The following is a 14,607-nucleotide window of genomic DNA, read 5'->3' as shown; positions in this document are numbered from 1 at the left end:
AGAGCTGACTTTCGAGGCGAAAGCCTGAGCCATGGAGGTCGCATACCGCAGCTGCCGTCAGCGCTTTGCCCGGCCGCCTACCCTTGCTTCGGCAAAAAACTTAAAATCACCGGTTTCGGGCAGCAGCCATCTTTTGCGGCCCCTTGTTTCTGGCCTCCAACCGGCGCTTGTCGCTGGCGCTCTCTTTTCATGACTGAACAAAACACCTCTTCTGCGGCAGAAAACACCGCCCCTCAGGACGAAAACAAACTCATCGCCGAGCGCCGCGAAAAACTCAAGGCCCTGCGCGAGTCTTCCAAGGCCAATGGCGGCGTCGCCTTCCCCAACGACTTCAAGCCCGAGCATCGCGCAGATGCCCTGATTGCAGAGCACAGCGGCAAGGATGCCGAAGCCCTGGACGCCGCCGCCATCACTGTCAGCGTGGCGGGTCGCATGATGCTCAAGCGCGTCATGGGCAAGGCCAGCTTTGCCACCGTGCAAGACGCCACGGGCCGCATCCAGGCCTATGTCACCCGCGATGCCGTGGGTGAAGAGGTCTACGCCGACTTCAAGAAGTGGGATCTGGGCGACATCATTGCCGTCGAAGGTCAGCTGATGAAGACCAAGACCGGCGAGCTGTCGATCAAGGCCACGAAGATCCGCCTGCTCACCAAGAGCCTGCGCCCCATGCCCGACAAGTTCCACGGCATGGCCGATCTGGAGCAGAAGGTGCGCCAACGCTATGTGGACCTGATGACCGACGAAGAGGCCCGCAAGCGCTTCGTGGCGCGCAGCAAGGCCGTTGCCGGCATCCGCGACTTCATGGTCGAGCACGGCTTCCTGGAAGTCGAGACACCCATGCTGCACCCCATCCCCGGCGGTGCCAACGCCAAGCCCTTCATCACCCACCACAATGCGCTGGACCAGGAGATGTACCTGCGCATCGCGCCCGAGTTGTATCTCAAGCGCCTGATCGTCGGCGGTTTCGAGCGCGTGTTCGAGATCAACCGCAACTTCCGCAATGAAGGTATCTCGGTGCGCCACAACCCCGAGTTCACCATGATGGAGTTCTACGCGGCCTACTGGAACTACCAGGACCTGATGGACTACACCGAAAAGCTGATCCGCGACGCGGCCATCAAGGCCGTGGGCACGCTGGAGCTGAGCTATGGCGGCAAGCCCGTGGATCTGGCCAAGCCCTTCGAGCGCCTGACCATCCCCGAAGCCATCGTCAAATACACCGAAGCCGGCGACAACGTGGCCAACCGCGAATGGCTGACCAATGCCCTGAAGAAGCTGGGCATGAAGGAAGACAAGGACAAGCTGTCCACCCGCACCCTGGCCAGCCTGCAGGTGCTGTACTTCGAAGAGGTGGTGGAAGATAAGCTGTGGAACCCCACCTTCATCATGGAGCATCCCACCGAGATCTCGCCTCTGGCGCGTGCCAATGACGAGCGTCCCGAAGTGACCGAGCGCTTCGAGCTCTACATCACCGGCCGCGAATTCGGCAACGGCTTCTCCGAGCTCAATGACGCCGAAGACCAGGCTGCCCGCTTCAATGCCCAGGTGGAAGCCAAGGACGGCGGCGACGACGAAGCCATGTACTTCGACCACGACTTTGTGCGCGCCCTCGAGTACGGCATGCCCCCCACCGGCGGCTGCGGCATCGGCATCGACCGCTTCATGATGCTGCTGACCGACAGCGCCAGCATCCGTGACGTGATTCTGTTCCCCGCCCTGCGTCGCGAACAGTAAGCCTTAAAATTGATAGCTTCTAGCGCTTGACTGCCTTGGTTTTCAGATACTTTTATCGCTGAAAACCAAGTAGATCAAGCGCTATTTGCTATCAAATAATAGACATAAACCCAGGCTTTTCCCGGCAGGCAACTGGAACCGATAGGATGAATCCTCGGCTCCATGTCCACAAGGAGAGCGCCATGTGTCGTTGGCTGGCCTATACGGGCAATCCTGTTTCCCTGGAAACGATGCTGTTCCACGCACGCCATTCGCTGATCGATCAAAGCCTGCATTCGAGATTCGGAGCGACGACGACCAATGGCGACGGCTTCGGGCTGGGCTGGTACCAGCACCCGCACGATATGCCTTTTCGCTATCGCAGCATCCAGCCGGCCTGGCACGACCACAACCTGCGCGAGCTCTCGCGCGCTGTGTCGGCCCCCATGTTTCTTGCGCATGTTCGCGCGGCAACGCATACGCCGGTGCAGGAGACCAACTGCCATCCCTTCCGCCACCGGCGCTGGATGTTCATGCACAACGGCATGATCGAGGACTTTCCCCTGGTACGGCGCGATCTGCTCATGGCCATCGATCCGCAGTTCTTCACCTCGCTGGAAGGCTCGACGGACTCGGAGACCATGTTCCTTCTGGCCATGAGTTTCGGGCTGGAGCACAGTCCTGCGCCGGCCATCGCGCGCATGGCGGGTTTTGTCGAGGCCACGGCGCGCAGGCATGGGATAGCTCACCCGCTGAGCATGACCGTGTGTGCCAGCGATGGCGAGCAACTGGTGGCCGTGCGCTACGCGAGCGAAGGCCAGTCGCCGCGCTCGCTCTATCACAGCACCTCCTTCAAACATCTTCACGCGCTTTACCCCGACGACCCGCGCATCGCAGCCGCTGGTGACGATGCGTATCTGATCGTGTCCGAACCACTGGTCGATCTGCCGCAGGCCTGGGCCCAGGTGCCCGAGTCGACGGCGATCGTCGTGCGTGGCACGCAGATCGATTACCTGCCGTTCGCGCCCATTCAATCCTGAGAGCCTGAGCCCAGCGCAAGCTCATCCAATCGCTGTCGGCCATCTGGCCAGCGACTGCGGCAGCAGCCCCATGGCTATACTGGCCCACCATGCATATCCCTCAATACTGGGCGCAAGCGCGGCTGCGCCATGCAACCGGCCAACGCCACGGCGCGACCGTCCAGCGTTGGGGCTGGTCCGACCACAGCCAGCAGGAAGCACAGAGCCACGCGCAGCAACGAGCCCAGGAAGCGCTGGACGCCGTGCTGGCCGCCCCCACGCAACGCCACCTCGATGCGGGGTTCGAACGCATGGAATGGCGTGGTGAATACGGGCTGGAAGGCGGCACGCCCATTCGCGAAGAGGTGCTGGAGCGGCGTGATGAATCCGTCATGACCCGCAACAGCTATGGCGCACATTGCCTGAACACAGAGAACGTGGCCATTGCCGACATCGACTTTCCGCGGCAGAAAAAGTCTGCCCGGTTCCCTGTCATCTCGTCGCTGCTACTGGCGCTGGCCCTGCCCTGGCTGTGGGTGACCCCGCTGACCTGGAGTCTGGGTGCGGCACTGTTGATGCTGCTGGTGGCCAGCATCGGCCTGCTCTTCTGGTCAGGCCTGAAGCAATGGTTGCATGCCCGCCAGACGCAGCGCGCCGAAGCCCTGCAGCCGCTGCCCATCGATGCCGCGCTGGCAAAGGTTCGGGCTTTTGCGGCCGGGCACCCGGATTGGGGCCTGCGCGTCTACGAAACGCCCAAGGGCTTGCGCGTCATCGTCACTCACACCGCATTCAGCCCTTCCTGCGCAGAGGTTCAGAAGCTGTTCCAGCTGCTGGAAGTGGACCCGCTGTATGCCATGCTGTGCCATCAGCAGCAGTGCTTTCGCGCCCGCGTCAGCGGCAAACCCTGGCGCATGGGCTTGAATGGCCTGTCCACCCAGGAAAGACGCTGGCCCCAGCCTGAGGCCTCCCGGGCTGCACGCCAGCAATGGGTGTCGGACTATGAGGCCAAATCGGCACGGTTCGCGGCCTGTCGCTTCATCGATCAGCTGGGCGCGACGACGCTGTGCTCAGCGGCACAGACTTTTGTCATCTGGCACGATGAAAGCAGCAAGGCACACTCCACTTTGCAATTGGCCTGAGTATCTCCGTGACCATTCGCAATGCCTGTTGCTCGAAACCGGCGTATAAAGTAACAATATATTTCCCGGAACATGCCTGAACTACAGATGCGTCCGCCCCTGATCTTCCTCCCATGACAGCTCTGCCATCTTCTGCATCAGCTTTGTCTGCCATCGAATCCAGCGGTGCACGGTTCTCGTCGCCCGATTCCGCGACGCCGTTCTCCGTGCTGGTCGTCGAGGATCAGGCCGTCATGCGCGCTGCTCTGGTGACGGAGCTTCGCCAGGCCGGCGTGACCCAGGTGCTGGAAGCCGAAAACGGCCGCACCGCGCTGGCACTGTTTCGCAGCGAAAGGCCCGATCTGGTGCTGCTGGACATCCGCCTGCCCGGCGAAGACGGCTACTGGGTCGCGCGTCAGCTGCGCGAGGCCGAGCCCGGCGAGTGGACGCCCATCATCTTTCTGTCCGGCCTGGACAACGATCTGGACGTCTGGCGCGGTATTGAGGCGGGCGGCGATGACTATCTGGTCAAACCCGTCAAACCCATTGTGCTGGTCGCCAAGCTGCGCGCCATGCGCCGCCTGCTGGACATGCGCCGTCGCCTAGTCACGGTCTCTGCAGAGCTGCATCTGGCCAATCAAAAGCTCAACGAAATGGTGGAGCTCGATGCGCTCACGGGCCTGGTCAATCGCCGAGGCCTCGATCGCATGCTGCATGCCGAAATTGCTGCGGCAAGGCGCGAGAGCAGGCCGCTGACGCTGATGCTTTGCGACCTCGATCACTTCAAGCACTTCAACGATACCTACGGCCATGTCCAGGGCGACGAATGCCTCAAGCAGGTCGGGCGTCTGCTGCGCGAAGTCTGCGTGCGCCCGCGCGACATCGCTGCACGTTACGGCGGTGAAGAATTTGCCCTGGTCCTGCCCAATACCCCGCGCTCCGGTTCGATGACATTCGCCCGTGCTCTCGGCCAAATGCTCAAGTTCCTCAAGATTCGCCCGCCAGGAATCGCCGAGGATATTCCGCTGACCCTCTCCGGCGGCATTACCACCTGCATTCCCGACGAGCACACCAGCGCCGAATCCATGCTGATGCGAGCCGACGAAGCCCTGTACGCCGCCAAATCGCAAGGGCGCAACCGTTTCTTCAGCTTCGAGATGCAGATGGACACCATAGAGCAAAGACAGATCTAGCAGTCCACCAAGACCAAGCAGCGTTGCGGCACTGCCTTCCCGATCGACACTTATCAGCTCTGCTCTCAAGAGACGCTAGGATTGACGCATTGTCCTTTCAGCCCTCAGGGGCTGACCTCTGCCGTTTTTCTCGAGTGACTGGTTATGCGTCGTCTTCAAATGCACCTGCCCGATTGGATGCAGGACTGGCTTGAAATCCTGATTCCCGGGATTCAGATCTTTCTCATCATCCTGGTGGCCTGGCTGATCAACTGGCTCATCAAGCGCATCATCTCGCGCGCAGGCAAGGCCTACGACCTGCCGCATGAGCTGCTCATGCCACTGCGCGGTGTGTTTCGCTGGATCATCATCGCCGCCGCCGTGCTGGCGATTCTCGAGCGCCTGGGCATGTCGGCCACCGTGCTCTGGACGGCCTTCACCGGCTTTGCCACCGTGGGGGCCGTTGCCTTCTTCGCAGCCTGGAGCGTTCTCTCCAATCTGTTCTGTGCGTTATTGATCGTCACCGTCGGTCCATTCAGGCTGGGCGACTATATCGAGGTGCTCGACACTGCCGAGAAGCCTGGAGCCAAGGGCCGCGTGATCGACCTCAATATGCTCTACATCACCTTGCAGGATGACAGCGCACCGGCGGGCATGCCCAATCTGCTGCAGATTCCCAACTCGCTGATCTTCCAGCGCGTCATTCGCCGCTGGAAAGGCGGCATGCCGGTGGTGACGGAGAACACTCCGGCCACCAGCCAGGAGGAAGCTTGCGCCGTGGCCATCACGACTCCTGGCGGCAGCGCCGCTGCCTCGGGCTGAAACCGGCTGATATCGGCTGATACCCGGCCTCCATGCAAAAGGGCCTCCTGAGAAGCCCTTTTTTGATTCCATCAAGGCAGGCGCGGCTTGACCTTGCTGGCAGCCAGCTTGGCATTCACACGGGCCTGCTCCACATCGGCAGCGCGCGCCAGGGCCACGCCCATGCGGCGCTTGACAAAGCTCTCGGGCTTGCCAAAGAGGCGCAGATCGGTGCCGGGCACAGCCAGGGCTTGCTCCACGCCATCAAACACCAGCCCTTCTGCATCCTGAGCGCCGTAGATCACGGCACTGGCACCAGGGTTGCGCAGGCTGGCATCCACGGGCAGACCCAGAATCGCGCGGGCATGCAGCTCGAACTCGCTTTGCCACTGCGTGCACAGCGTCACCAAGCCTGTGTCATGAGGGCGTGGCGAGACTTCGCTGAACCAGACCTGCTCGCCCTTCACAAACAGTTCCACGCCAAACAGGCCCAGGCCGCCCAGGTCGTCGGTGACGGCCTTGGCAATCTGGCGCGATTTCTCGAGCGCGGCGGGATGCATGGGGTGGGGCTGCCAGCTTTCCACATAGTCGCCGGCCTGCTGGACATGGCCCACGGGGTCGCAGAAATGGGTTTCGATCTGACCATCCGCACTCTTGGCGCGCACGGTGAGCTGGGTGATTTCGTAGTCGAAGTCGATAAAGCCTTCGACGATCACGCGACCCTTGGCGACACGACCGCCGGCCATGGCGTAATCCCAGGCCTTGGCCACATCGGCCGGGCCGTCAATCTTGCTCTGGCCCTTGCCCGAGCTGCTCATCACGGGCTTGACCACACAGGGATAGCCGATGGCGGGTTGGCCGTCGCTGCCGTCGATCGCGGCTTGCAGCTCGGCCAGGGAGTCGCAGAAACGATAGGGACTGGTGGGCAGGCCCAGGGTCTCGGCGGCCAGCCGGCGAATGCCTTCGCGGTCCATGGTCAGACGCGCGGCGCGGGCTGTGGGAATGCAGGTGATGACGCCTGCGGCCTCCAGCTCTTCCAGCATGGGCGTGGCAATGGCTTCTATCTCGGGCACGACCAGATCGGGTTTGACCTCTTCGATCAGCGCCTTGAGCTGGGCCGGATCGCTCATGGTGATGGTGCGCGCATGGTGAGCCACCTGCTGGCCAGGCGCGTTTTCATAGCGGTCCACGGCAATGGTTTCCACGCCCAGGCGCTGCAGGGCAATCAGCACTTCCTTGCCCAGCTCGCCGCTGCCCAGCAGCATGACTTTGGTGGCATTGGGAGAGAGAGGGGTTCCTAGGGTGGTCATGGTTGCATCCTGCGTATATGGGGCCAAGCCCCCGATCATAGGCGAGCAGCCAAGCCTCTCATGGCTGCAGCTTGGCAATTCGGCCGCTTTCAGCGCCCACTGATCAAGCGCATGACTCGGCTGACTGAAGACTCAGTGCGGCATCGGCGAGTAATGCTCGATGCGGCAGGCACCGCGATTCTTGCATTGCCCGTCCAGATAGCGAAAGCGTACCGTCACGGCAGCACCGGGGCTGGGCCACTGCCGGCGCGGCAGCTCGCTTTGATAGTCCGCCGTTTCGGGTCTGAAGCTCAGCGCCGTGCCCGGTTGCGGACATTCGGCTTCGCCCCTGGCCTTGGCTTCGAGCACGCGGGTCTGCAGCGCGCGGCCACCGCTTTGCTTTTCTCGCACCTGCACCTTGAGATCGCAGATCTGCCAGTCTGCAGCCTGGGCGGCAGCGGCGCAGGCTGTCAAAGCCGCCGCGATCAGAGTTCGAAAAAGAGTCATCTGCCTACCTGCAAGTGAGTGGTGTTCATGGGCCACCTCTCTATTAAATCGATAGCTTCAATCGCTTTAATACAAGTGGATTGAGGCCAATTTCATGAAAATTCCGGTGGACATCAATGCGTCAGACCGACAGCCCTGCCGCCACGCTGCGGAATGCTTCCCACATCGAACCTCATCTCCGAAGTCCAGACCGCATCGTCCCAGACCCAGGGGCTGCTGGCCTGCTCCAGGCCGAGCACATGCACGCCGCTCAAGTCCTTGACGCGTTCCTTGAGCCAGTCGATCTGATCGCTGCGCACAAACACCAGGCAGGCAATCTCCCAGTCGGGCTGCGTGATGCCCAGGCCGTGCAGCTGCGACAGCAGCGGGGCATACCATTTCTCGATCCGCTCGTTGAGACGGTTGACCAGCGCCAGCGGATAGCCGGAAGCCGATACCTCGACCACATAGACCTGGCGACGAGCCGGGCGCAATGCCACGAAAGCCGGACATTGCCAGCCATCGGCCACCTCGTATTTGGGGGCCACAAAAGTCTCACCGTTGGCCGTGAGCAGCTGCATCACGGCTTCTTCATGTCGGTCCATGCTGAATTTCTCCGGCGCGCCGAAAGTGCGCGCAGGCTCACACCTTAGCGCAGCTCAGGCCTCGCCGAAGCAAATTCCGATATCGCGCGCCATGGTCAGCAGCGGGCTGTCCAGCGGCACGGTGCGCTGGGTATTGGCCACATCGGCAATCGCCACACTGCCGATGCGGCCGTTCTGCAGCGTGACCATATGGCCCAGCTGACCGCCCAGCACCAGCTGCGCCGCATGGTGGCCGAACTGCGTGGCCAGCACCCGGTCAAACGGAGTCGGATCGCCGCCGCGCTGCACATGGCCCAGCACCGTGGTGCGCACCTCACTCTGGAGATGGGGTTGCAGGCGCTCGCGCAGCACATGGCCGACGCCGCCCAGGCGCACAGGGTCGGGACTGTGTGCAATCCGCTCGCGCACCGTCAGGCTCTGGCCGCTTTCCTTGGCCCCCTCGCCAATGCAGATGATGGTGTAGCGCTGACGCCGCTCGCGCTCCTGACAGACCTTGATGATGGACTGCAGGTCGTAATCGATCTCTGGCAGCAAAATGATGTCGGCAGCACCGGCAATGCCGGACTCCAGCGCCAGCCAGCCCGCGTGACGGCCCATGGTCTCGACGATCATCACGCGGTGGTGGCTCATGGCCGTGCTCTCGATGCGGCGCAGGCTTTCGGTCACCGTGGCCACGGCCGTGTCAAAGCCGAAGCTGCGCTCGCAGTTGGCAATGTCGTTATCGATGGTCTTGGGCACGCCCACGCATTGCAGTCCCACCTGCGCCAGACCATGGGCCAGACTCATGGTCCCGTCGCCGCCGATGGCGACCACCACATCCAGTGCCAGCGCCTTGACGTTGCGCCCCACCTGGGCCAGCGTGGCCGCATCGCGCAGCGGGTTGGCGCTGTTGCTGGTGCCCAGGATCGTGCCGCCGATATGCAAAATGCCGCTGACTTCGTCCCAACTCAGGGCTCTGACGCGCGGGTTTGCATCCATCAGCCCTTCAAAGCCGTCGGCAATGCCCAGCACCTCGCACTGGCCATGGTTGATCAGGGACTTGGTGACCGCACGGATCACCGCATTGAGGCCGGGGCAATCGCCGCCACCGGTCAGCACACCAACGCGCATGGGCTCGCTCTCCAAAGAATCTCGGGTACACATCATCCCACGAGAAAGTCGCTGCCAAAGCCTCCCAAACCTGCACCGCGGTTGAGACAGCTTGTCCCCTAGCCTGCCTGTTTCAGCGGCTGCCAGGCAGGCCCGTCTCCCGAATCCCTTGCTGTGGCTGCAGCAGCCAGCGGGCCGTGTGGAATTCCGTCACGCTGTCGCGGTGGGCCACCGAGACCAGCGCCCCGCCTCTGCCCTGCACCAGTTGCACCAGCAGGCTGTAGATCTGCGCTTCGGCTGCATTGTCCAGCGCGCTCGTGGCCTCGTCCGCAAACACCCAGGCCGGACGCTTGAGCAAGACCCGCGCCACGGACAGCCGCTGCTGCTCGCCACCCGACAGGCTGCTGTTCCAGGCCGCCTGCCTGTCCAGCTGCTGCTGCAGCTGCGGCAACTGCGCCTCGCGCAAGACCTGTTTGAGCTCAGCATCGCTGTAGCTTGCCGCCGGCTCCGGATAGGCCAGGGCGTCGCGCAGGCTGCCGTCGGGGAAATAGGGGTGCTGAGGGATGAACATCGCGTCCAGAGGCCGCTCCACCTGGCCTCGTGCATAGGGCCAGATGCCAGCAAACACCCGCAGCAAGGTGGACTTGCCGCTGCCCGAAGGCCCGCTGATCAAAAGCCTCTGGCCCGGGCGTATCTGCAGCCTGGCGTCCGCCACGATGGGGCCTCCTGCGGGTTCGAACACATCGAGAGCCCGGGTCTGCAACTGGGTCGACGCTGCAAGCTGCACGCCGACCGGATGCTCCTCCTGCTCGCGCAGACTCTCGTCGAAACCGGCCAGGCGCAAGGTCGTGGCCCGCCAGGCCGCGATATCGGAGTAGTTGTTGACGATCCAGCTCAGCGAGTCCTGCACCTGATTGAAGGCGGAACCTATCTGCATGAGCTGACCCAGCTGGATGGCGCCGCTGAAAAAGCGCGGCGCCGCAATGATGAAGGGAAAGACCACCGCGGCCTGACCAAAGAAATTGGTAAACCAGCCCAGGCTCTTTTGCTTCTTGATCAGGTTCAGGTAGTTGTCCAGGGCATCGCGAAAACGCAAACCGATCTGCGCCCCCTCCACGCGCTCGCCACCGTCCAGGGCGATGGCTTCGGCATGCTCGCGCACGCGGATCAGGTGGTGGCGGAAATTGGCCTCCAGTTGCTGTTGGCGGCTGTTGAGCCAGACCTGGGGTTTGCCGATCCAGAAGGTGATCGCACTGCCGACCAGGCAATACAGCGCCGCCATCCAGACCATGAAGCCGGAAACCTGCAGCTGCCCGCCGCCGAGCAAGGCCGGCAGACCGATATCGACGACGGAGCTCAGGCTCCACAGAATGCCGACGAAGCTCACAAAGGTGACCGCCGCATTCAGCAGCCCCATGGACAGCGACACGGTATAGGTGGTGAAGAGATTCAGATCCTCCTGAATCCGCTGGTCGGGGTTGTCGGGGGCCTTGGTATTGCCGTCCACGCCATAGCGCCCCAGCTCCAGCCGGTAGAACGCCTTGGCCGACAGCCAGCGCTGCAACATGTGCTCGGTCAGCCAGCGCCGCCAGTTGAGCTGCAGCAATTGCGTCAGATAGAACTTGTAGACCGCGATGACGATATAGACCAGGGCCAGCCAGAGAAAGCGCCATAGCTGCTGCCAGAACACCTCGGCCTGCTTGTTCTGCAATGCGTCGTAGAACACCCGGTTCCATTCATTGATCTGCACCAGCATGAACACCGCGGCGAGATTGAGGCCCACGATGGCGGCCAGCAGACCCCATGCCCGCCATTTCTCTTCGGACTCGAAATAGGGCCGGGTCAGCGAAAAGGCCTGGCGCAGCACGCCTGGCCGGTGTTTGCGGGACTCAAGTCGCGGGTTCTTGGAATTCATGCAGGCTTTCGGTGATTCATGAACGGCTGGCGCAGCGGCGATGCCGCTGCCAGGCTCTTGAACACACCCTAAGCCGGCTAACTGAGGCCAGACTTAAATGCCAGAGACCGCACTGCGCGGCCTTCAAAAGGCATAAAAAAACCGCTGCCCTTGGGTCAAAGGCAGCGGATGGCGGGGCCGGCTCAGTGCCGCGCTAGGGCAGCAGATCCAGCGCCTGCAGATAGGCGGGCTGGCGCATCAGATCCTCCCAGGCCTGGGGTTCGGTATCGGGCAGCAGCGAGACACGGCGCGATTCGGAGTCGATATCGGGCACCCAGCGACCATCGCGCAGCGCGGCATCCATGCCGTCCAGCAACTCGTCCACATGCTCACCCAGACCCAGGCTCTGGTTGCACAGCAGCACCATGTCGCAGCCCGCATTCAGGGCCGTCAACGCAGCATCGGTGTAGCTGATGAGTGCGCCATCGATGCGGCGCGCGCCCTCCATGCTCAGGTCGTCACTGAAGATGGCTCCGTCATAGCGCAAACGGGCGCGCAGGATGTCCTTGAGCCACTTCTCGCTGAAGCCCGCCGGGCGCTTGTCCACCTTGGGATAGATCACATGGGCGGGCATGACGGCCGTGAGCACGCTGGACAGCCAGGGATAGGGGGCGGCGTCTTCGTCGAGGATGGCCTTGAGGCTGCGCTTGTCGACGGGAATGTCCACATGCGAATCGGCCTTCACAAAGCCGTGACCGGGAAAATGCTTGCCGCAATTGCCCATGCCGGCCTGCAGCAGACCCTGCATCAGGCTCTTGGCCAGAGCGGCCACCACGCGCGGGTCGCGGTGAAAGCTGCGGTCACCGATGACCGAGGATTCGCCATAGTCCAGATCCAGCACCGGCGTGAAGCTGAAGTCCACGCCGCAGGCCCGCAACTCCGTGCCCAGCACATAGCCCGCAGCCGTGGCGGCATTCATTGCGCGCATGGCGCCGCTGCCTTCGCGGTATTTTGTACCTTTGCCGTCGTCCATCCACAGCTCGCCAAAGGCGCGCATGGGCGGGATATGCGTGAAGCCATCGGTGCGAAAGCGCTGCACGCGGCCGCCTTCATGGTCCACGCTGATCAGCAGGTCGGGCTTGACGGCCTTGATATCGGCACACAGCTGGACCAGCGCACTACGGCCCTCCCAGTTGCGCTTGAAGAGAATGATGCCGCCCACCAGCGGATGGGCCAGGCGCGCGCGGTCCACATCAGTCAGCGATGTGCCGGCAATATCAATGATCAGAGGTGCATGCATGCTCATGATTTATAAATTTCTATAGCTTCCAGCGCCTATATATCAAGCACCAGAGGCTAAGTTCACTCTTTTCTTTCGACGACACAGAAGCTGGCTGCGTAGTCGGATTCATCGGTGACGGACAGGTGCGCCGTCAGATTGTTCTTCTCAAACCACTCCTTGAGCTCGCCATGCAGACGAATCGCAGGCTGGCCGCTGGGCAGCTTGATGACTTCGCAATGGCGCCAGGTCATGGGCATGACCATGCCCATTCCCACGGCCTTGCTGAACGCTTCCTTGGCAGAAAAGCGCGTGGCCATATAGCGGATGCCTCGTTCGGGCCAGCGCTCGCTACGCGCCTTCCAGGTCGCCAGTTCGCCATCGGCCAGAACCTTGCGGGCAAAGCGCTCGCCATGCTTTTCCAGGCTGGCGCGAATGCGGCGCACGTCGCAGATATCGGTGCCGATGCCGTAGATCATCCCTGGCTCCTTATAGAGAAAAATGCTGCAAGCGCTTATCCATCAAGCGCTGAAAGCTATATTTTCAGGACTTCTTCTGTGCCATGCCAGAGTCGATGCAGGCCTGGTAGGCCTTGACAGTCTCGGCATAGCCCAGCTCCAGCGCATCGGCGACCAGGGCGTGGCCGATGGAGACTTCGGCCAGACCGGGCACCCGGGCCACAAAGGCCGCCAGGTTGTCGCGATTCAGATCATGGCCGGCATTGATGCCCAGGCCTGCATCCAACGCGGCCTGCGCGGCCCTGGCATAGGCTTGCAGTTGCTGCTCCTGCTCGGCCTTGCCCCAGTTGGCGGCAAAAGGCTCGGTGTAGAGCTCCACGCGGTCGGCCCCCACGGCCTTGGCAGCCGCCATCTGCTCGGGGATGGGGTCCATGAACAGGCTCACGCGCACGCCCAGCGCCTTGCATTCGGCAATCAGCGGCCGGAGGCGTTCGGCATCCTGGGGAAAGCTCCAGCCATGATCGCTGGTGAACTGGTCTTCGCTGTCGGGCACGAACGTGGCCTGATGCGGACGCGTCTGGCGGATGAAATCCATCAGGTTCTGCGTGGGATTGCCTTCGATATTGAACTCGGCGCCAGGCCAGTTCTTGAGCAGCTCGTGCAGCTCGAATACATCCTGCGCACGGATATGGCGCTCATCGGGACGCGGGTGGATGGTGATGCCCTGCGCTCCCGCTTCAAGGCAGATCTGCGCCGCACGCGTCACGGAAGGAATGCCCAGATGGCGGGTATTGCGCAGCAGCGCCACCTTGTTGACATTGACCGAAAGCGCGGTGCGAGGGGAGGCAGAGGTATTCATAGCGATTGCAGATCCATCATCAGCTGGCGGGTGCGCAGCATGGTTGAGCCGCAATGGTATTGCAGAAGATGGCGCAATTGCGGCTTCAGGGCCTGGGCCACTTCGGGCTCGGACAGCGCGTTCAGGGTTCTCGGAAACGGCTGCTCGGCCTGCAGCGCCAGCTCTATGCTCTGCCACTGCAAGCCGGTCAGGGCCGCGCGTTCGTAGCCGGCGGCCTGGCGCAGGCCGCCGTCGGCCACCAGGGTGTAGCGCAAAGCACTGTTGAGCTGGCTGAGCGTAGCGCTTTCCTGCCTCAGATCGGGCAGATGGCCGAGTTCGCGCAGCAGTACCAGCTCGAAGGCGCGCAGCACGGGCTCGATGGCCTCGGTCGTGCCGCCATGCTGGCCAGCCAGCACGCGCACCACACCGGCATAGATGTCGAACAGCGCCGTATAAGGGTCGTCGCGCGCCAGCAGGCGCAGCAGCAGCTCGTTCAGGTACATGCCCGACCACAGCGCATCGCCCTGGGGCATGACATGGCCGCCCATCCATTCCGCCCCCTTCAGGCTATGAATCTCGGCATTGCCCTCTGCTCCCAGCGTGTAGCTGAGCTTGAGCGGCTGCAGCGGCAGCAGCACAGGGCGAAAGTTGGAGGTATGGCGCTTGACGCCCTTGGCCGCAAGCGCCACGCGCCCGCGATGGCGTGTGAACACCTCCAGGATCAGGCTGGATTCGCTCCAGTCGTACTGGTGCAGGATGTATGCGGGTTCGTCGCCGACGCGTTTGGCTGCCACGGAAAGAGTCAGAGAAAAGAAAAGGCCTCAGCAGAGGCCTTGGTCGGGAAAT

At 62.5% G+C, this 14,607-nt stretch carries 14 protein-coding genes; 5 read left to right on the top strand and 9 right to left on the bottom strand.

Annotation, left to right across the window (positions count from 1 at the left end):
- Positions 1 to 189: 189 nt before the first annotated feature.
- The 5 genes from lysS (at position 190) to P353_RS02750 (ending at position 5,844) form a co-directional block, all read left to right on the top strand.
- Positions 190 to 1,734, top strand: coding sequence for a lysine--tRNA ligase (gene lysS, locus P353_RS02770; RefSeq protein WP_034364936.1), 1,545 nt, complete (start codon positions 190 to 192; stop codon positions 1,732 to 1,734).
- A gap of 182 nt (positions 1,735 to 1,916) precedes the next feature.
- Complete coding sequence (locus P353_RS02765) at positions 1,917 to 2,753, top strand: class II glutamine amidotransferase (protein ID WP_034364933.1); 837 nt, start codon at positions 1,917 to 1,919, stop codon at positions 2,751 to 2,753.
- Between the two features lie 89 nt (positions 2,754 to 2,842).
- Positions 2,843 to 3,871, top strand: coding sequence for a hypothetical protein (locus tag P353_RS02760; protein WP_034364930.1), 1,029 nt, complete (start codon positions 2,843 to 2,845; stop codon positions 3,869 to 3,871).
- Between the two features lie 113 nt (positions 3,872 to 3,984).
- Positions 3,985 to 5,043 (top strand): diguanylate cyclase domain-containing protein, encoded by a 1,059-nt coding sequence (locus P353_RS02755; RefSeq protein ID WP_034364927.1) that lies wholly within the window; start codon positions 3,985 to 3,987, stop codon positions 5,041 to 5,043.
- A 144-nt stretch (positions 5,044 to 5,187) separates the two neighbouring features.
- Entirely contained in the window at positions 5,188 to 5,844 is a 657-nt protein-coding gene (locus P353_RS02750; protein WP_034364924.1) for a mechanosensitive ion channel family protein, read from the top strand.
- A 71-nt stretch (positions 5,845 to 5,915) separates the two neighbouring features.
- Here P353_RS02750 and purT read toward each other — a convergent pair whose 3' ends face one another.
- The 9 genes from purT to recO all read right to left on the bottom strand — a co-directional run bounded on the left by purT (position 5,916) and on the right by recO (position 14,555).
- Positions 5,916 to 7,133 carry a formate-dependent phosphoribosylglycinamide formyltransferase gene (gene purT / locus P353_RS02745; RefSeq protein WP_034365475.1) on the bottom strand — a complete coding sequence of 406 codons (1,218 nt, stop codon included), beginning with the start codon at positions 7,131 to 7,133 and terminating at the stop codon, positions 5,916 to 5,918.
- Positions 7,134 to 7,265: 132 nt separating this feature from the next.
- Positions 7,266 to 7,619 (bottom strand): hypothetical protein, encoded by a 354-nt coding sequence (locus P353_RS02740; protein WP_034364921.1) that lies wholly within the window; start codon positions 7,617 to 7,619, stop codon positions 7,266 to 7,268.
- 113 nt (positions 7,620 to 7,732) lie between these two features.
- Positions 7,733 to 8,203, bottom strand: a complete 471-nt coding sequence (locus P353_RS02735; protein ID WP_034364918.1) for a hypothetical protein — start codon at positions 8,201 to 8,203, stop codon at positions 7,733 to 7,735.
- A 54-nt stretch (positions 8,204 to 8,257) separates the two neighbouring features.
- Positions 8,258 to 9,313, bottom strand: coding sequence for a 6-phosphofructokinase (locus P353_RS02730; protein WP_034364915.1), 1,056 nt, complete (start codon positions 9,311 to 9,313; stop codon positions 8,258 to 8,260).
- A 112-nt stretch (positions 9,314 to 9,425) separates the two neighbouring features.
- The gene (locus tag P353_RS02725; RefSeq protein ID WP_034364913.1) at positions 9,426 to 11,207 is read right to left on the bottom strand and encodes an ABC transporter ATP-binding protein/permease; all 1,782 of its coding nucleotides are present in this window, start codon (positions 11,205 to 11,207) and stop codon (positions 9,426 to 9,428) included.
- A gap of 193 nt (positions 11,208 to 11,400) precedes the next feature.
- Positions 11,401 to 12,492, bottom strand: a complete 1,092-nt coding sequence (gene nagZ / locus P353_RS02720; RefSeq protein ID WP_034364910.1) for a beta-N-acetylhexosaminidase — start codon at positions 12,490 to 12,492, stop codon at positions 11,401 to 11,403.
- 56 nt (positions 12,493 to 12,548) lie between these two features.
- A complete protein-coding gene (acpS, locus tag P353_RS02715) occupies positions 12,549 to 12,944 on the bottom strand; it encodes a holo-ACP synthase (protein ID WP_003064212.1) in 396 nt (131 codons plus the stop codon).
- Positions 12,945 to 13,008: 64 nt separating this feature from the next.
- On the bottom strand, positions 13,009 to 13,782 hold the full coding sequence (locus P353_RS02710; protein WP_034364906.1) for a pyridoxine 5'-phosphate synthase: 774 nt from the start codon (positions 13,780 to 13,782) through the stop codon (positions 13,009 to 13,011).
- Entirely contained in the window at positions 13,779 to 14,555 is a 777-nt protein-coding gene (recO, locus tag P353_RS02705; protein WP_034364903.1) for a DNA repair protein RecO, read from the bottom strand. Before recO ends, P353_RS02710 begins: the two co-directional genes overlap by 4 nt.
- Positions 14,556 to 14,607: the final 52 nt, after the last annotated feature.

The organism is Comamonas testosteroni (genome assembly GCF_000761245.1).
GTDB classification, from domain to species: Bacteria; Pseudomonadota; Gammaproteobacteria; order Burkholderiales; family Burkholderiaceae_C; genus Comamonas; species Comamonas testosteroni_C.
This window is presented reverse-complemented; position numbering and strand designations above follow the sequence as displayed.